Origin of the sequence: Lachnoclostridium sp. An181, from assembly GCF_002160325.1 — a bacterium.
Classification (GTDB): Bacteria; Bacillota; Clostridia; order Lachnospirales; family Lachnospiraceae; genus An181.
Genome location: NZ_NFKJ01000001.1, coordinates 159,267 through 178,663 on the forward strand (window position 1 = coordinate 159,267; position 19,397 = coordinate 178,663).

Consider the following 19,397-nt stretch of genomic DNA (forward strand, 5'->3'; position numbering starts at 1 on the left):
CTATTCCTCCTTCAATTGTTTTTGACCTTCTGTTTCTTTCTGATTTTCTGCTCCTGCAGAACCATCTGATATACCACGGAGATCGTATGGGAATATTTTTTCAAAAGAAACGACAAATGGCGCTCCCCTTTGATCTCATGTTGGAACGGCCTGAACTCAAACTCTTCCACCTCTTTTGCCTTTTCCTTTCTGACCCCATTTTCCGCTGTCTGAAGTACATAATCCAGAATACAGATGTCATGTTCCAAAACTTTTCTGTTTTCCTCCTCCACCTCCTCACTTGTGATAAATAAAAGAATCTGCTCAGCGCTGCTTTGCATTTCCCAGAACACAGACATCATATTCTTGTAAAATTCTTGGATATCCTGTTCTTTTTGCTTTTCCAGATACTGCTCCATCTGTTGATATATAAGATAAAAATGTGACAGAGCATCACATGTAAAGCCATAACTGATCTGTGTGTACAGAGCCCTCTTCATGATACGCAGATATCTGTGCTGCACATAAAACATTTGCATGACATTTCTTTGAAAAATTCCCTTTTCGCTTGTCCGGAAAATAAACCGGTTGACAACAAAAACAAGCATAACTGCCACAAGCACAAACCCAAATCTCAATTCCACCGCAAGTGTCATCTGCAGGGAGATTGACGCCAGGATCAGTCCAAAACAGGTGGCGCACAACGCCTGCTGCCAGGTCCCCGGAACAGAATAATACAGGAAAAAGGAAAACACCGAGCCAACGGCTAAATGCCCTGCAACAGACGGCACAAACGGCATTGCCAGGGATACAAAGATACACCCAAGCATTGTGCCCAAAAATCTTGTTTTCAGTCTTTGACTGCTGTCCTCATACATTGGACGCAGCAAAAGAAACGCATTCAATGCAAGCCAGTATGCATGTTCTACCCCGGACAGCATGTTAAACAGCAGCGTACCGGCAAGTATGATGGAAAGCCTAGCAGCAAATCGGAACTCGAATGCATCCAGTTTCAGGCAGGAAAGGACACGGTGCAAAGGTCTGCGGTGTTTCGGCAGTCTCCACTCCTCCCCTTTGACACTGTCCATATTGCCTTCATACTTCAAAATCAAAAGAAACATGGAGCCAATCCTTACGACAACTGCCGTATTCTTATCCTCCTTATCGCTGATGCCTCTTAAAAAACCCGTCATTTTATCCTGAAGCGAAAAGGAATGCCCTTCCTTTGCAAAACGCTCCAGTATATCCGCTGTCATCAAGAGTTCCTCTTTTGCGCAATCCAAAAACATTCCCTTTTCCATCTCCGCTGTATAGTAGAGAACTCTCTGAAAAAACAGTGCATAAAAGTAGTTGAGTTTTCCCTTTTTCGTTACCCGGTAGTTCATTCCATGACTGTGATAAGCGTTAATGTAAAGCTGTTTTTGGATTTCAAATAATTCCTGTCTCTTTGTCCCGTCAAGCCCACCGCCCGAAATCTGACGGAACAAATCTGCCACAAGGAGCAGCCCCTTTTTTAGGTTTTCTTCCTCCCCATCATCCTTTTTCCCATAAGTTCCAGCCAGAAGCACTGCCAGCAGCAAGACCATCCCATATGCCACAGAGCCAATGTAGGTGCCAAATGCACTCCACGGCACCGGACGCAGCTGCAGAAACAAAAAGCCCATCCCGCTCGCAAAATACCCAAGCTGTTCAAACTGTGAGGACTGCAGAAACACAAGCAGAAACGGCACAAGTATATTAAAAACAATGCAAAAAGCAATATGGTGGCACGCAAGAAATGCCAGAACACTTAAGCCCGCCTGCTGCACAAATAACGCGCACAAGCTTTTCGGCGTCTGCTTTTGTTTCCTCTTTGTCTGAAACAAAACAGTAATAAAAGATGCAGACATCGTATACTCTGGTCCGAACAATATCCATGTAGAATAAAAAAGAACCAGAAAGAATAATGCTGCAGCCGTTGCGTTTCTGATTCTTGTTCTTCTCTGTCTCCAAAAATCACAGATTTGAATTTTCATCCAATATCCTCTTTTCTCTCATTTGTATAATCCCAGTATACCACTGTGTCATGCCCAAGACAAACCCCTCTTTGTAGAGCATAACGGTTAAATGCCTTATTGCGGTGTGTGCATTCTGTCCGGAGGGCTTTTATGCTATATGGGAGACATAAGGACTTTCATATAGAAAAAGAAAAACAGGAAGAGTCCACTGTCTGCACAGTGACTCTTCCTGGCTCATCATGTCTTTCTCTATTTAAAATATGCGACTCCGGATTCAAAAATCTGCAAATCCTGTTCTCCGTAAATATTCATGGCAACTTTGTCTCCCCGGCGTTCTGAATGCGCCATCTTTCCAAGCACCCTTCCATCCGGGCTTGTGATTCCCTCAATTGCGCAGTAAGAGCCGTTGACATTCCATTCTTCGTCCATGCTGACATTTCCGGAAAGGTCACAGTACTGTGTTGCGACCTGACCATTGGCAAATAATTTTTCCAACCACTCCTTGCTCGCAACAAAACGCCCTTCTCCGTGAGATGCCGGATTTACATAAACGCCGCCCAAGGTTGCTCCTGCAAGCCACGGGGATTTGTTTGTCACTACTTTTGTGTACACCATCTTGGAGATGTGACGTCCGATGGTATTATAGGTCAATGTCGGAGAATCTTCTTTCTGTCCTGCGATTTCTCCGTATGGAACCAGTCCCAGTTTAATAAGTGTCTGGAACCCATTACAGATACCAAGCGCCAGACCATCTCTCTGTCTCAAAAGTTTTTCAACCGCCTCTTTTAGTTTTGCATTCTGGAATGCGGTTGCGAAAAACTTTGCTGAGCCGTCCGGCTCGTCACCTGCGGAGAATCCGCCAGGGAACATGATGATCTGAGATTTTTCTATGGCTTTTTCAAATTCAGCCACAGAACTTCTGATGTCTTCTGCATCCAGGTTTTTGAACACTTTTACAATTGTCTTTGCGCCTGCTCTCTCAAACGCCCTTGCGCTGTCGTACTCACAGTTTGTTCCAGGGAATACCGGAATAAATACTGTAGGCTGTCCGATCTTATGCTCGCAGATATGGATTTCTTTTGCATCATAAAGCGGGCTTTCTACGCTTTCTTTCTTGTTTTCCCCAGACACAGTAGCAAATACACTCTCCAATGTTCCTGTCCATGCTTCTTTTGCCTCATCAAGTGAAATCTTTGTATCCGCATAGGAGAAACAATCATCATCGGTCACTTCACCGATCACTGTATATGTGATCGCCAGTTTCGATACCTTCTCCGCTGGAACTTCTGCAATGATATCGCCAAATGCAGGGGCGAAGAAATCTCTCTTGTCAAGATTATGCTCAATCTTCACACCGCAGCCATTTCCAAATGCCATCTTAGACACAGCAGCAGCGATTCCATGTCTGTCCAGCGCATAGGCTGATACAATATTGCCTGCCCCAATATCTGCTCTGAATTTTTCATACTGATCCATCACCTGTTCATATACCGGCAGATCATAGGCATCTTTCTCAATTCTAAGCCAGATCAGCTTATTTCCTGCCTGTTTTAATTCCGGAGTGATGATATCTTTTTCTTTTGCCACATCTACTGCAAAGGAGACAAGTGTCGGCGGAACATCAATATCCTGGAATGTACCGGACATACTGTCTTTTCCTCCGATGGACGGAAGTCCAAATCCAAGCTGCGCTGCATAGGCCCCAAGAAGAGCTGCAAACGGCTGGCTCCATCTATGTGGTTCTTCCGTCATGCGGCGGAAGTATTCCTGGAATGTGAAACGGATTTTCTTATAATCACCGCCTGATGCCACAATTTTCGCCACTGACTCTGTCACCGCATAGATTGCTCCGTGGTACGGGCTCCAGCTGGAAAGATATGGGTCAAATCCATAGCTCATCATAGTCACTGTATCGCATTTTCCATGAAGAACCGGAAGCTTTGCCACCATTGTCTGTGTCTCTGTCATCTGATACTTTCCACCGTGAGGCATAAATACAGAGCCTGCACCAATGGAACCGTCAAACATCTCCACAAGTCCTTTCTGAGAGCATACATTTAAGTCTTTCAACATGGAAAGCCATGTCTCTTTGACATCCCCAATCTCTTTTCTTGTCAGAATACTTTCATCTTTAGACGGGATATCCACTGCTACTTTTGTCTCCTGATGTGCACCGTTTGTATCCAGGAATGCACGGGAAATGTTGACGATTTCTTTTCCCCTCCATGTAAGGACAAGTCTAGGGCTTTCCGTTACAACTGCTACTTCTACCGCCTCTAAGTTTTCCTCTTTTGCATAGGAAAGGAACTCTTCTACATCCTTTTTATCTACCACAACCGCCATGCGCTCCTGGGACTCGGAAATTGCGATCTCTGTTCCGTCAAGTCCCGCGTATTTTTTCGGTACTTTATCCAAATCAACCAAAAGTCCGTCTGCCAGCTCTCCGATAGCTACGGATACACCGCCGGCACCGAAATCATTACATTTCTTGATCAGACGGCTTACTTCTTCTCTTCTGAACAATCTTTGGATCTTGCGCTCTGTCGGAGGATTTCCTTTCTGTACCTCTGCTCCGCATGTCTCGATGGACTCTTCCGTGTGTACCTTGGATGAACCCGTAGCTCCACCGCAGCCGTCACGTCCTGTACGTCCTCCAAGGAGGATGATGATGTCGCCCGGATCGGATGTCTCGCGGATCACTGCTCTTCTTGGTGCAGCCCCCATGACTGCTCCGATCTCCATACGTTTTGCCACATAGTCCGGATGGTAAATCTCTTTCACAAGTCCTGTCGCAAGCCCTATCTGGTTACCGTAAGAACTATATCCGTGGGCCGCTTCCCTTACCAGCTTTTTCTGAGGAAGTTTTCCCTTCATGGTCTCTTTGACAGACACCGTCGGGTCAGCAGCTCCTGTCACACGCATTGCCTGATACACATAGGTACGCCCTGAGAGCGGATCGCGGATCGCCCCTCCAAGACAGGTGGCAGCTCCACCAAACGGCTCAATCTCTGTCGGGTGGTTGTGTGTCTCATTTTTAAAATTCACAAGCCACTCTTCCTCCACACCGTCCACACTCACCGGAACAACAATGCTGCATGCATTGATTTCGTCGGATTCTTCCTGATCTTCGAGTTTCCCTTCCTTTTTCAATTTCCGCATCGCCATCAAGGCAAGATCCATAAGGCAGACAAATTTGTCTTCTCTGCCAGCAAAAATCTCACTGTGGTCTTTCAGATACTGTCTGTATGTCTCCTCCATCGGTTCACGGTAATCACCGTCCCCAAAGGATACTTCTGTAAGCTCTGTGGAGAATGTAGTGTGTCGGCAATGATCTGACCAGTAAGTATCAAGCACACGAATTTCCGTCATAGACGGATTTCTCTTCTCCTCATTGCAGAAATAATTCTGAATATGGAGGAAGTCTTTAAATGTCATGGCAAGACCAAGTGAATCGTAAAGCTTTTTAAGCTCTTCTTCCTGCATGTCTTTGAATCCATCAAAAATTTTTACATCTGCCGGCTCTTCAAATTCTGTGACAAGCGTCTTTGGTTTCTCCATACCGGTTTCTCTGGAATCTACAGGGTTGATACAGTGGTTTTTGATTGCCGCAAGTTCTTCCTCGTTTACTTCTCCCTCTATCACATAGGTAGTCGCTGTGCGGATCACCGGCATCTCATCCTCTTTGATAAACTGCACACACTGCACTGCAGAGTCTGCTCTCTGATCAAACTGTCCAGGAAGGTATTCCACGGAAAACACTTTATCGTTATCACCTACAGGAAATTCTTCCATATACAATTTATCAACCGGTGGCTCGGCAAAAATCCCGTTGCATGCTCTCTCAAATGTTTCGTCTGAAAGATTTTCCACATCATAACGATTTAACACCCTTACACCATACACTGTCTTTATTCCTAAATAGCTTCTGATTTCATGCCGAAGTTCCTTTGCACGCACTGCATATTCCGGCTTTTTCTCGACATACACTCGCTTTACACCGCTCATAATGGCCTCCTTTATAATCTACATTCTCATTTATCTGTATCATACCATAAACTTCTTCATTAATGTAATTAATATATCTTAACATTTTTATAAGTTGTACTTATTTTTTCTTCACACACCAAAGTCTCAGGAAAAGCCCCGCTGCCACAGCAGCCAAGGCTCCTGCAAATGTCATCCCAATGCGCACGACCATGTCAAAGAAAAAACCCTCCGGCAGCATCCGGATCATATAATCTGTCGCCGGGTCAAAGAGCCACAAATCATTGTCAAAAAAAATGTGATGGAAAGTGACAAACACCGCGTCAAAGTTTACCGCGCACAAAATGCCGATCACAACCAATGCACACACAATCCCTGCAAGTGTGGCCAGTATGGTTTTGCACATTTCCCCTTTTCTTGGTTTCAAAAACAATGCCACTGCAAAAAGAATGACAGCAAAACATGCCAGAATGTTTCGAAGCTTCAGTCCTCCAAGAAAAAGTACTTTCACCTCACCCATGTGAAACCGGTCCTGGTCGTTGAAAAAATCCTGCTGTTTTCCTTCCACTTTTACCATAACCGAAAGCTCCTCCCTCTCTCCGTGAAGGTAGGACATCATCTCCTCTGTCACATACATGATGTCATCCATCTCCATATCAAGTTTCTCCTGCACCTGATACTTTTCGTATTCCTTTTGGTAAAATTTATACTCATTGTCCCCGTAGATAGCCACCTCAAAGCTTGTGAGCAAAAGAACGATAAAAAGACAAAGAGATGCAAGCACCACTGTTATTCTTCGTAAACTTTTCACTGTAAACCTCCTTTTTTATCGCTGAGCAGATTTTATCATATTTTCTTTCTGTGCGCGACGGATTTCTTGCTTGAATCTGAAAATCCCATCCACTATAATAAAACCCATACACGCCCGTTTTCAGTCCGAGGCGGTGTTTTCAAAGGAGGGATTATCCATGGATATCAATTATGAGTTATATAAAGTTTTCTATTATGTAGCTTCCACACTCAGTTTCTCGGAGGCATCAAAAAAACTGTTTATCTCCCAGTCCGCTGTAAGTCAGTCTGTCAAAGCCTTGGAAAAAAAGCTGGACCAGTCATTGTTCATCCGCAGCACAAAGAGAGTACAGCTCACACCGGAAGGGGAAATCCTTCTGCGCCATGTAGAGCCTGCCATGAATCTTATCAAACGCGGGGAGGCTCAGATCATGGATGCTGCATCCGGCGGCGGACAAATCCGCATTGGGGCAAGCGACACCATCTGCCGCTATTTTCTCGTACCGTACCTGGAACGTTTCCACAAAGAATTCCCGAATGCACACATCAAAGTCACCAACCAGACCTCTATCCGCTGTGTCGATCTGCTGGAAAACGGACAGGTGGACTTTATTGTGACAAATTCTCCAAATGCTTATTTAAATAACATGTTTACCATCAAAAAAATCAAACGTTTCCGGGATGTGTTTGTGGCTAACGATGCTTTTGCTTCCCTGAAAGATAAAAAGATTACATTCTCCAAGCTACTCGAACACCCAATCCTAATGCTGGACAAGAAAAGTACAACAAGTGAATTTTTGCACAATCTGTTTCAGCAGCGCCAGCTGGACCTTGTCCCTGAGGTGGAATTAAGCAGCAATGATCTGCTTTTGGACCTTGCAAAGATCGGCCTTGGCATTGCCTTTGTTCCGGACTACTGCCTGGATGAAAACACAAGCTCCCTCTTTACAGTACAGATGGCTGAGCCCCTGCCAATGCGTGAACTGGTTGTAGCCTACAACGAACACGTACCAGTCTCTAAGGCTGCCTCCCAGTTTCTGGACTATTTTGAGGCTCTGACATAATCTTCCAGAATGTCTCCATCTCTTTTTGTACATCCAAAAGCCGGCATATTTTGCGCTCTCTCCACTCCCTTGGAAAAATATCTTCATATTTGCGCTCCAAAAAACGGTCATCCAAAAGGAAGATAACGCCTTTATCTTCTTCCGTGCGGATGACTCTGCCTGCTGCCTGCAGTACTTTGTTAAGTCCAGGATAAAGATAGGCGTAGTCAAATCCATTCAACCCCATTTTTTCAAAATACATCCTTAAGATTTCTCTCTCCTGGCATACCTGCGGAAGACCTGTTCCTGCAATGAACGCTCCGATCAGTTTTTCCTTTGTCAAATCAATCCCTTCTGAAAAGACTCCTCCCAACACGCAAAACCCGACAAAACTTTCTGCTCTCTCCTCCTCAAATTCTTCCAGGAAGATCTCCCGAGCCTCCTCATTCATATATTGAGACTGAATGGCCCAGGCAATCTTACCATCCTGATTCCTCTTCTCAAAGCAGTCATACACTTCCTCCATAAACTGATAGGAAGGAAAGAATGCAAGGTAATTTCCTTTCTTTGCCCGCGCTGCCTTGCAAATGTACTCTGCATATCTTTCATACATCTGCCTGCCCCGTCTTTTGTATTTACTGCTGACATCTGCCCCCACAAGAAGCAGTCTTTTATCCACAGAAAACGGTGATTCTGCATATACAGCATAGTCATCCGTTTCCACACTTAAGAGCTTTTTATAATAATTGACTGGTAAAAGTGTCGCCGAAAAAAAGATCGTACTGCTGCCCATATCCAAATATTCTTTTAAGTTCACCGCTGGGTTGACACAATAAAGTTTTACCTTGAACCTGGCACTTTCCTCCATCTGGGTATAGATCATGTAGTTTTCGTCTAATCTTTCATGGATATACAAAAACATCCGCACCTGAAAATAAAGTTCCCTCACCTTTTCCTTTTCTTCTTCCTTCTCACTCTCCTCCAGAAATTTTTCCATCTCAGACATCAAACTCAGAAGTTTCATAGCAAAATGTGACACCTGATCCAAAATCTGATAATCCTCACATTCCCGTTTCCATTCCAACATCTGTCTGTTACATTCTTCCAGCTTTTTGGCAAGCTTTGGACTGCCTTTTCCCACTTCTCTTTTGAGCGCCAGGAAATCCTCCTTATAAAGCTTGGCACTGTACATTTCCCTTGCCCGCTCCACCAGATTGTGCGCCTCGTCTACAAGGAACAGATATTCCCCCGAAAGCCCTTCCCCAAAAAAGCGGCGCAGATGCGCATTAGGGTCAAAAGCGTAATTGTAATCGCAAATGACGGCATCCACCCACTCCGCCGCATCCAGCGACATCTCAAACGGGCAGATCCCGTATTTTTTTGCCTGACGTTCTATGACCTCCCTGGTCAAATCATCCTCTTCCCTCAAAAGTTCAAACACAGCATCATTGACTTTGTCATAATGTCCTTTTGCATAAGGGCAGGCATCCGGATTGCAGTCCGCCTTTTCCAGAAAACAGATTTTCTCTTTCGCTGTCAGGACAATACTTTTCATGCGCAGCCCATTTTCTCTTAAGGCGTCAAAGGCCTGTCCTGCCACAGTCCTTGTGATTGTCTTTGCCGTCAAATAAAAAATCTTCTCTCCCAGATTTTCCCCCAATGCTTTTACTGCCGGAAAAATCGTGGAGATTGTCTTCCCAACACCGGTCGGAGCCTGAAGAAACAGTTTCTTCTTCCTGAGAATCGTGCGGTATACATTGCTAACAAGCTCTTTTTGCCCTGGTCTGTATGCAAACGGAAATTCTGTTTTTTTGATGGACGCATTCCGCTCCTTCTTCCACTCTATCCGGAATCTGGCCCATTTTTCGTAAGCTGCCACAAGTCCAAGAAACCATTCCTCCAGTATGTCCATATCGATCGTTTTTTGAAAACGTTTGATCTCCTCTGTCTCCATCTGACAATAGGTGATCTGTATCCTAATCTTTTTTAGTCCTTTTTCTTTTGCCGCCATCCATGCGTAACATTTTGCCTGTGCTTCATGCACCTTAACAGGTTCTCTTAAAAGTTTTAACTCACCAAGGATTCCTTTGATTTCATCGATCGTGATCTCTCCATCCTCTTCTATCACTCCGTCAGCTCTTCCCTCTACACGGATACAGAGGTCTTCAAATTCTACCTCCGTCTTCATTGAAACCTCGGCTCGGTAAGAACTGCCCATTTGTCTTTGAATTTTTCTGTGAATCCGCCCACCCATGAGCATTGCATCTTTTACCTGTGCAGTGCCTGTCCGGTTATCAATATCACCATTTCGCATTATAAACTCCACAAGATTGCGGACAGATATTCTGACAATATTTTGATTTTCCACCTTCATAGCTAAAACATCTTTCCCATTCTTTTTGTCTCTTTCAGTATTGTATCATATCAGAGAAAAATTCCAATTTTTTATATCCCAAATTTTAAAACACTTTTATTGCACAAAGCAGGCGGCACCCTTTGGATGCCGCCTGCCGATTTCTGCCTTCTTCTTTTTCACAACTGCCTATGGAATTTTCTATGCCACGCTGTATTTCGCCAATACGCTCTCAAAATGCGGGTCTTCACCATTATAGCACACTGTCAGCTCACGATTTAAGTCCAAACTCAAAACCCCTAGAATAGATTTGGCGTCAATAATGACTCTGTTATAGAAGACATCAATGTCAAACTCGCATTTCGAAGCAGCGCGTACAAAATCTTTTGCAGTATCAGCTGTCAATCTAATTCTACGTTTGTTGTCCATTGTCTTCCTCCTTTCATAGGTAGCTTAATTTCTATATTTCGGGTTATATTATGCCATCGTGCATATCATAAGTCAATCGTCGAATTAACCTATTTTTACCATGTAAAATTATGGTTTTCTATCAAATACGCCCTACTTTTCGTCAAATTCCAATACGTTCGCCCGATAGCGCAAAGGGAAATGTGACATCTGAAGTTTTGGATTTTCCCTCTCTTTTATGGAAATGCTGGTATGGAAAATCTTCCATAGATTTGCAAATTTCTCTTCGGTTTCCAATTCGTCTTTTAACATCTCAAAATCTGTCTCCTCACTCTCAAGAAGAAACCACGGTCTTCCCTTTCGGTGCACGAGAAATATCCTGTGTGTTTCATCGTAGATCAAAAAGTCTTCATTTGGAAAACGGTCTGCGAAATGCCCCGCTATACATGTAAGAATCCTGTTTTTTGGCGTGATCCGGGCAGCAAGAATTCCATTTGTTATCTCTTTGAAACGGACAAATTCGATAAAACAATGCGCTTCATTTGAGACCTTCCTGGACAGTGCAAATACTTTTTGTACTGCCGGGCATGCCAGGTGCTCCATGATTTTTGTGCTGTTCAAAATCTTTCTGGCAGCTTGCATGGTTCCAAGGACCGCATCCGCCTTTTTCTCATCCTCTGACAATAGCGCATAACAGATATCTTTGTATGTTTCCATCCCAAGATGCTTCTTGATCATCCTTTCCACAGCAGCCGCTTTCTTTCTGTCCGGCTCTGTCTGCGTGTACTCGCAAAAAAGCTCCCGCTCCATCTGTCCTTTCAGAGCGATTCCCGCGCCATCGGCATCTCTTTTAGTCTTCCATGCATCATAGATAGCGGAAAAAATCCCTTCCAGCGTATCTTCTGCCACATAAACTCTTTTCAAAATTCCCACCTCTTTACCATAGATTTCCGCCTCCAAATTTCACATCATCAAACAGCGAGATCTGTCGATATCCCATCTCTCTTACTTCTCTAGGAAGTCTCTCCTTTGTGCTCATAAGGTTTTTTGTGATATAATCCTCCTCCAGCCGTACCGGATACATCATCCGGCCGCTGCATGTGATAAAATAGAGTGCTCTTTTCAAAACAACCCCCATCTTCTTTAAATCCTCGAAACCTAAAACTGCATTCTTTCTTGCTTTCACAATCCTGCCTGCTGATCTGTAACCAATCCCCGGAACCCGAAGAAGTGCATAATAATCTGCCTTGTTTATCTCCAGAGGAAAAAACTCCAGATTTCTCAGCGCCCAATTGCACTTTGGATCCAGATAAATATTAAAATTCGGCTCTTTCTCTGAAAGCAGTTCTGCTGCCTCAAATCCATAGTACCGCAAAAGCCAGTCCGCCTGATAAAGTCTGTGTTCCCTCAAAAGAGGCGGTCCCTCACCCGTCTTTGCAGGCAGTGCCTTATCTTCATTTACATGTACAAACGCCGAATAAAAAACTCTCTTCAGCCCGAACTTTTTATACAGAGATTCCGCTACATTGAGAATCTGATAATCCGACTCCGGAGTAGCTCCAATGATCATCTGCGTACTCTGCCCTGCCGGCACAAATCTTGGAGCATTTTTATAGAGTGCAAGCTCTTGTTTGGACTCCACCATTTTTGTCTGCACATACCTCATTGGTGTAAGAATGTTTTTTCTGTTTTTATGGGGCGCCAGTGCTTTAAGCCCCTCCGCGGTCGGCAATTCCAGATTGACACTCATACGGTCTGCCAAAAATCCGGTGCGGTAGATCAACAGCTTGTCCGCACCCGGAATGGCCTTCACATGGATATAGCCCCGGAAATGGAACTCGTGCCGTAATTTATATAAAGTGGTATATAATAGCTCCATTGTATAGTTTGGGCTCTTGATAACTCCTGAGCTTAAGAACAGCCCTTCAATATAATTTCTCCTGTAAAATTCAATCGTCAACTCACAGATTTCCTGCGGAGTAAAAGACGCGCGCGGCACATCATTGGAGGAACGATTGACACAGTATTTGCAGTCGTAAATACACTCATTGGTAAAAAGAATCTTTAACAGGGAAATACATCTTCCGTCCGCGGAAAAGCTGTGACAGATTCCCGCTTTCGCACAGTTTCCGATGCTCTTTCCGTCCCCCTGCCTTTCCACTCCGCTGGACGTACAGGCCACGTCATACTTTGCAGCATCCGTCAGAATCTTCAGTTTTTCTTCTATGTGCATCTTCTCCTCTATCAGTTTCATGACTCCCTCCACAAGAACATATGTTTGTCTTTCTTTATTTTAACATGCAAACACATGTTCGTCAATATTTTTGTTATCAACTATTGACAAACACAAATATATGATTTATAGTAAAGGCACAATAGTTAGTTACTTAAGTAGCTAACTATACAACAAACAAAGAAAGGAGAGTCCCATGTACATTGACCCGGGAAATGAAAAACCTATATTTTTACAGATTGCGGAACAGTTGGAAGACTCCATCTTCACCGGCCTTTATAGCGAAGAAGAAAAGATTCCTTCTACCAATGAAATCTCTTCCCTCTTCCACATCAATCCCCATACAGTTTTAAAGGGGATGAACCTTTTGGTCGATGATGGAGTGATTTATAAGAAAAGAGGTCTTGGCATGTATGTGGCAAAAGGAGCAGTGGAAAAAATCCGCGCAAAACGGCAGAATCTTTTTTATGACCAATATATTGCAACTTTGATTGATGAGGCAAAAAAATTACAGTTATCCAAAGAACAGATTGTAAAACTGATTGAAAGAGGGTATGACAATGAAAGCAATTCGAATCAATAATTTGACAAAAGATTATAAACGACAAAATCAGCCGCTCCGTGCCCTGGATCACGTGTCTTTGAATTTTGAATTCGGAAAAATCTACGGGCTGCTCGGAAGAAACGGTGCAGGAAAATCCACGCTGATCAATATTCTTTGCAACCGTATTTTTGCCACAGAAGGGACCGTTGACATTGACGGTATGTCCGCGTTTGAAAATCCGGATGTTCATGAAAAAATCTATTGTATGAGCGAAGGCAACCTCTGTCCTGATTCCTTCAGCGTAAAAGAGGTTTTCAAGTGGACCAGTGAATTCTATTCCTGCTTTGATATGGAAAAGGCACTCACCCTTTCGGAAATGTTTGGCCTCAATGTCCGTCAGAAAGTGAAAAAACTCTCCACCGGATATAAATCCATCTACAAAATCATTACTGCCCTTTCCCTGAACGTACCTTACCTTATCTTCGATGAACCGGTACTTGGACTGGATGCCAACCACAGGGAACTTTTCTATAAGCTGCTGCTGAGCGATTATGAAAAAAATCCAAGAACCATTGTCATTGCCACCCACCTTATCGAAGAGGTATCATCCCTGATCGAGGAGATCATCATCATTGATAACGGACGTGTCCTGCTCTCAGATACTGCAGAGCATCTCCTGGCAAAAGGCTACAGCATTGCAGGAACTCCGGCTAATATTGATGCTTACTGCAAAGGGAAAGATGTTGTTGGATACGATGAGATCGCAGGTATGAAGATTGCCTACATTCTGGGCGACGTACAAGAGGATGCTGTCACTCCGGACATGCACATTTCCACAATAAATCTTCAAAAACTATTCGTAAAACTGACAGAAAGAGGAGGAAAACCATTATGAAATTGAGATCATTGTTTAAATATGAGTGCCTGACTATCGCAAAACCTCTGGGAATTTTTTACAGCATCCTTTACGGGATAGTACTTGCCGGATATATTGTGGATATGATCGTTGGTAATAATTCGGTCTTCCGGTTCAACGGAGTAGAATTTTCCTGTGTGATTTTTCTATGTATCTGCGCTAGCCTTGGATTTTCCGAGGATTTCCGGTTCCTTTTACAAAATGGATTTACGAGAAACTCGATCTTTTGCGGAACTTTTATGCTTTATATTTCCCTCTCATTTTTTATGGGTGCAGTTGATACCCTGATTGCAATGCTGCTGAACCAATTGTCCGGTTACCGCTCCTTGTTTCATCAACTTTATGGGGCTGACCACTCCATCTTTCTTCAGTGGCTTTTGCTCTCCTGTTTCTATTTTACTGTAAGCGCAGTTTCCTATCTGTTCCGTCTTCTCTCAGATAAAATGGGACATAAGCTCTTCCTCGTACTAATGATCGGACTTGCAGTCTTTTTCTTTATCTTTGTCCCGTACTTTATAAGTACAGTGCTTTCCGAGAATGCACAATTAAAAGTCCTTGACTTTTTCGGATTCCTTGCAGGCTTTACGAAATCAAGCCATATACATTTTTTCAATCCAATACTGATCTGCATAGGCATCTCCTGTATCGGATTCCTGCCGGCCAGATTTTTGCTAAAAAAGATGGAATTAAAACAATAGCTCAAACGTACAGAAAGAGAATCTCTTTTCAATCAAAGAAGATTCTCTTTCTTGTTTACCTATTCTACTTTAATCATGCGGTATCCTACTCCGATGTGTGTCTGAATGTACTGTGGAGAGTTTTGTCTTTTTTCAATCTTTTTCCGCAAAGTTGCCATGAATACACGCAGAGACGCCATGTCATTCTCCCAATTGCTTCCCCAAATATTTTGTGTAATATAAGTATGTGTCAAAACTTTTCCTACATTTCTTGACAGTAAACACAGCAGCTTATATTCAATGGGAGTAAGATGCAGTTCTTCTTCTCCAAGGAAGACGCAGCCTGCCGCGTAATCAATGCGCAATTCCCCATTTACAAAAACGGAAGTTTCAGTCATAGGTTCATTTTTCATGATCAACAAACGTCTTTGTGTCACCCGAAGTCTTGCAAGAAGTTCCGGGACCGAAAAAGGTTTTGTCAGATAATCATCCGCCCCTGCATCCAATGCTTCTATCTTGTCTGAGTCTTCACTCCTGGCACTGATAACAATGATCGGCAAACTTGACCATGAACGGATCTTTTTGATCACTTCTACTCCATCCATATCCGGCAACCCCAAATCAAGAAGGACAACATCCGGATTATGGGAGGATGCATCCATGATCGCCATCTTTCCATTACATGCTACCAAATAACGATAATCATGCGCTTTTAATGTTGTCGTAATAAGATTTTTTACCGATGTATCATCTTCAACCACTAAGATCAACGGTTTATTCATGTAATTTCACCTCCTCTATCGGTAATGTAAATGTAAATATTGCCCCATGCGGCAGATTGTCTGAAACACTGATAACACCCCCATGAGCATTTACGATAGACTGACACAGGGAGAGTCCTAGTCCCAAACTACGTCTGCTATCGCCGACACGGTTGGCCCCGCTGTAAAACATTTCAAATATCTGATGTTTGCTCTCATCGGGTATTCCCGGACCATCATCTGATACAGAAATCACGGCCCAATTCTCCTTCTGCGTTGTCCTGATATAGATATGAGAACCTTTCGGAGTATATTTGATCGCATTATCTATCAGATTAATAAGTACCTGGACGATCAGTTTTACATCCATTTTTGCAAGCAACAGATCATCCTGATTTTCAACAATAATTTCATGCTCTGTTTTCAAGCGGTTTACATGTCGAAGAGCCTCTTTAACCACCTCGTCCACCAACTCTGCAGATATATGAAAATTCACCCTGCCCTCCTCTAATCGTGTGATGGAGAGCAGATTTTCCACCAAATTGATAAGCCACATCGCATCATCATAGATATCCTGATATAGACTTTTTTTTGTGTCCAGGTCAAAAGACTCTCCGTTATAGAGTAAGTTGCTGGCATTTCCGGAAATCGAAGTCAGGGGGGTCCGAAGATCATGCGAGATCGCTCTTAAAAGATTCGCTCTCAACTGCTCATTTTGGGCTAGAATCGTAGCCTGCTCTTTTTCATCGGCATTTTTCTTATTTTCCAACGCCAGTGCACAGTCCCCCAAAATGGACAATAATATTGTGTTTTCAAAGGTATCCCAGTGATGTTGACCAATTTCTATTCCCACAACACCATATACGGCATCTTTTACCCGGATTGCAAAGTATAAACATTTTACATCCGGAAATGTCTTTGTGTCAGCTCCGGCATATTTATTATTTTTCATTACCCATTCAGCCACTTTCCGCTCCCCTTCGGACAGATATTCCTCTTTTTTCTTATCCCCATTTTTCAAAAAAAACAATGGGGCCCCAAGTTTTTCTTGTTCTACAGGATATATTATAATATCTCTGTTCAGCAGCCTTAAAAGCTGGCGTGCTGTAACTGATAAGATTCCTTCACTGCTTTGCGCCTGCTGCATTAACTGGTTTGTGTCAAATAGTACTTTAGTCCGAAATGCAGCCTGGGCAGACTGTTTTGCATTACTCTTCAATTTTGCTGCAAGTGTTCCTGTTAAAAGCGCCGCTATGAACATGATCAGAAATGTGACAGGATAGTCTTTATCATATGCCTGCAGCGTAAATTTAGGATCTGTGAACAGAAAATTAAACACCAAAACACTTACAAGCGAAGAAATCAAACTATATATTTTATTATTTGTAACAATAGAAATGATCAAAACACCCAATACATATATGATTATAATATTGGCTTCTTCAAAACCAAGCCAGTCAACCCCGTATCCAAGCAGACTTGCGGCTATAAGTATGCCAATGCTTTTCAATATATCTGCAACTAAAAAAAGCAGGTGATCTTTTTTTCTTTTTACCTCGTGTGATGCCTTAACATAGCAATTTTCTCGTCCCATACACTTACCCTCTCACTGTAATGTTTGTACTATAGCTTATTTTCCTCAAAAATTCTATATCTTTTTCGAAACATTCTGCTCGTTGTTTCCCCTTCCTACCAAATATATACGTTCAAATACAAGCGCAGCCTCATTCAACATAGCTGTCAATAGAGCATACTTAAAAGGCGGAATCTCCCGTTTTTCCTCCAATACGATACCCATCACAGCATAAAGTTTCTCCGCTGTCTTGATCGGAAGATACATGGCTTTTGCATTTGGCAACGTATGTGTACAGCACCCTGCCCGTTTACGATTCTCTATTACCCATTGTACAACTGCTTTTTCCTGGCTGTCATAAAGTTGTCTAAGCTGTGTTTTTCCAACTCCAGTCCTTGGATACATCCAAGGTCCTGTGATTTTCTCATCTTTCTTTACAAAGAAAATCACTGACAGCCCCAATAATTTCAGAACCTGACCACTCAATTCCGACAAAAGATCCTTCACATTATGAACCCGTCTCATCCTTTTGCTATTTTCTAAAAGAAGTTCTGTCCGGTACACCAATTTTGCGCTTTCCTGTGCCTGTTTTCTTTGCTTTGTAATAATCGTGGAAATAATAAAAGCAAAGAAAAACATAAAAGCAAATGTGGTATAATGCATCGGAGTTTCCACGCCAAAATTTCCAATCGGAGGTACGAAAAAGAAATCAAAAAGAAACACACTGATCAACGCTGCACCCGAGGCAACCCATCTTCGCTTACAAAACATGGACAGTATCAAAATTCCAAATAAATAGATCATAATCGTATTTTCACTAAGAAATCCAATGCGTTCCAGGCATAAGCTTAAAAAAGTTGCTCCTCCCAAAGTCAGAGCTCCCTGCGCCAGATCAACATAGAGTTTTTCTGTATTCATGGATTTTTTAGATTTCATCATCTCCATTCTGCCAAAACTCTGCTGATCTGATCGATGAGTGTTCGTGTCAGGAATGATATAAATATCGATATCCGGCACAAACTGCGAAACCTGATCTGCCAGCGTTCCCCTTTTTTGTCCAAAAAAGATTCTGTGGTTTGTTCGTCCTAATACGATTTTAGAAGCGCCGCAGATTCTTGCATACTCTGCAATCTGAAAGGCAACTTCTTCTCCAAATACTGTTACGATTTTTGCGCCCAATGTCTTGGCCAAATGGATGTTATCTTCCACCATCTTTTTTACTTTTTGATCCGCATTCTGCAGCTTTGGTGTCTCCACGTACAGAGCTGTAAACTCTGCATGGAATGCGTAAGACAGACGCGAGGCATTTCGGATTACTTTCATATTCGTGGGAGAAGGCGAAATACAGGTCAGAATATGTTCCCCTGCAAAGCACTGCCTCTCCCGGTACGCCTTGCGTTCCTCCATTGCGATCCAATTTACTCTGTCTGCTGTCCGGCGCAGTGCAATTTCCCTCAATGAAATCAATTTTTCTCTTGCAAAAAAATTGTCCAAAGCCCTTTCTGCCTGGACTGCCTTGTATATTTTTCCTTCTTTCAAACGATCGATCAGCATATCCGGTTCAATGTCTATGATTTTGACTACATCTGCCTGATCAAAAAATGTATCCGGAACCCTCTCTTTCACACGAATACCTGTTATGCCCGATACAATATCATTCAGACTTTCCAGGTGTTGGATATTTACGGTAGTATATACATCAATACCGGCACTGAGCAACTCTTCTATGTCTTCATATCTTTTTTGATGCCGCATTCCTTCCGCATTCGTATGTGCAAGCTCATCTGCCAATACTACCTTAGGCTTTCTTTTTAATACTGCATCTAAATCCATTTCCCTTAGGCAAATTCCTTTATACGGAATAAGAAGAGGAGGAATTGTCTCCAATCCCTCCGCCTTTTCCATCGTATCTTTCCTTGCATGAGGTTCAATATAAGCAGCCACAACATCTACACCTGTTTTCTGTAGTTCATGGGCAGACTCCAACATGGCATAGGTCTTCCCCACACCTGCTGCATATCCAAGAAAAATCGTACATTTCCCTCTTTTGACCTTTTTCGATTCTTCCATTTGAATCTGTCTGAGCAATTTCTCCGGATTGGGCCTTCCTTCTCTTTCCATATTTTCCCCTCGTCCTTCT

Annotated in this window: 14 protein-coding genes; 4 read left to right on the top strand and 10 right to left on the bottom strand. The window is 43.0% G+C overall.

The genetic code is table 11. The annotated features are described in order from the left end of the window. Positions 1 to 11 precede the first annotated feature (11 nt). From B5F18_RS00750 to B5F18_RS00760, 3 genes are all read right to left on the bottom strand, one after another. Positions 12 to 1,994: an FUSC family protein gene (locus B5F18_RS00750; protein ID WP_087155749.1), complete on the bottom strand. Its 1,983-nt coding sequence runs from the start codon at positions 1,992 to 1,994 to the stop codon at positions 12 to 14. Positions 1,995 to 2,225: 231 nt separating this feature from the next. Further along, entirely contained in the window at positions 2,226 to 5,981 is a 3,756-nt protein-coding gene (locus B5F18_RS00755) for a phosphoribosylformylglycinamidine synthase (RefSeq protein WP_087155750.1), read from the bottom strand. A gap of 100 nt (positions 5,982 to 6,081) precedes the next feature. After that, positions 6,082 to 6,771, bottom strand: a complete 690-nt coding sequence (locus B5F18_RS00760; RefSeq protein ID WP_087155751.1) for a TIGR01906 family membrane protein — start codon at positions 6,769 to 6,771, stop codon at positions 6,082 to 6,084. Positions 6,772 to 6,928: 157 nt separating this feature from the next. Here B5F18_RS00760 and B5F18_RS00765 point away from each other — a divergent pair, with 157 nt between their 5' ends. Beyond that, a complete protein-coding gene (locus B5F18_RS00765; protein WP_087155752.1) occupies positions 6,929 to 7,813 on the top strand; it encodes a LysR family transcriptional regulator in 885 nt (294 codons plus the stop codon). Here B5F18_RS00765 and B5F18_RS00770 read toward each other — a convergent pair. The 4 genes from B5F18_RS00770 to B5F18_RS00785 form a co-directional block, all read right to left on the bottom strand. Continuing rightward, positions 7,767 to 10,166 (bottom strand): helicase C-terminal domain-containing protein, encoded by a 2,400-nt coding sequence (locus tag B5F18_RS00770; RefSeq protein WP_087155753.1) that lies wholly within the window; start codon positions 10,164 to 10,166, stop codon positions 7,767 to 7,769. The genes B5F18_RS00765 and B5F18_RS00770 overlap by 47 nt on opposite strands. A 180-nt stretch (positions 10,167 to 10,346) precedes the next feature. Further along, positions 10,347 to 10,574 carry an HPr family phosphocarrier protein gene (locus B5F18_RS00775; RefSeq protein WP_087155754.1) on the bottom strand — a complete coding sequence of 76 codons (228 nt, stop codon included), beginning with the start codon at positions 10,572 to 10,574 and terminating at the stop codon, positions 10,347 to 10,349. A 132-nt stretch (positions 10,575 to 10,706) separates the two neighbouring features. Continuing rightward, entirely contained in the window at positions 10,707 to 11,486 is a 780-nt protein-coding gene (locus B5F18_RS00780) for a TIGR03915 family putative DNA repair protein (protein ID WP_334293327.1), read from the bottom strand. Between the two features lie 4 nt (positions 11,487 to 11,490). Continuing rightward, a complete protein-coding gene (locus B5F18_RS00785; protein WP_087155755.1) occupies positions 11,491 to 12,807 on the bottom strand; it encodes a putative DNA modification/repair radical SAM protein in 1,317 nt (438 codons plus the stop codon). A gap of 175 nt (positions 12,808 to 12,982) precedes the next feature. Here B5F18_RS00785 and B5F18_RS00790 point away from each other — a divergent pair, with 175 nt between their 5' ends. The 3 genes from B5F18_RS00790 to B5F18_RS00800 are packed head-to-tail and all read left to right on the top strand — an operon-like array spanning position 12,983 to position 14,944. Beyond that, positions 12,983 to 13,369: a GntR family transcriptional regulator gene (locus B5F18_RS00790; protein ID WP_087155756.1), complete on the top strand. Its 387-nt coding sequence runs from the start codon at positions 12,983 to 12,985 to the stop codon at positions 13,367 to 13,369. Then, positions 13,347 to 14,225 (top strand): ATP-binding cassette domain-containing protein, encoded by an 879-nt coding sequence (locus B5F18_RS00795; protein WP_087155757.1) that lies wholly within the window; start codon positions 13,347 to 13,349, stop codon positions 14,223 to 14,225. The genes B5F18_RS00790 and B5F18_RS00795 overlap by 23 nt, the downstream gene beginning before the upstream one ends. Continuing rightward, positions 14,222 to 14,944: a hypothetical protein gene (locus B5F18_RS00800; RefSeq protein WP_087155758.1), complete on the top strand. Its 723-nt coding sequence runs from the start codon at positions 14,222 to 14,224 to the stop codon at positions 14,942 to 14,944. Before B5F18_RS00795 ends, B5F18_RS00800 begins: the two co-directional genes overlap by 4 nt. Before the next feature lie 59 nt (positions 14,945 to 15,003). On the opposite strand, the gene B5F18_RS00805 is transcribed toward B5F18_RS00800, so the two are convergent. The 3 genes from B5F18_RS00805 to B5F18_RS00815 are packed head-to-tail and all read right to left on the bottom strand — an operon-like array spanning position 15,004 to position 19,378. Further along, positions 15,004 to 15,705: a response regulator gene (locus B5F18_RS00805; RefSeq protein ID WP_087155759.1), complete on the bottom strand. Its 702-nt coding sequence runs from the start codon at positions 15,703 to 15,705 to the stop codon at positions 15,004 to 15,006. Continuing rightward, on the bottom strand, positions 15,698 to 17,278 hold the full coding sequence (locus tag B5F18_RS00810; protein ID WP_087155760.1) for a DUF4118 domain-containing protein: 1,581 nt from the start codon (positions 17,276 to 17,278) through the stop codon (positions 15,698 to 15,700). Before B5F18_RS00810 ends, B5F18_RS00805 begins: the two co-directional genes overlap by 8 nt. Before the next feature lie 54 nt (positions 17,279 to 17,332). Then, positions 17,333 to 19,378, bottom strand: a complete 2,046-nt coding sequence (locus B5F18_RS00815) for a DUF4118 domain-containing protein (protein WP_087155761.1) — start codon at positions 19,376 to 19,378, stop codon at positions 17,333 to 17,335. Positions 19,379 to 19,397 lie beyond the last annotated feature (19 nt).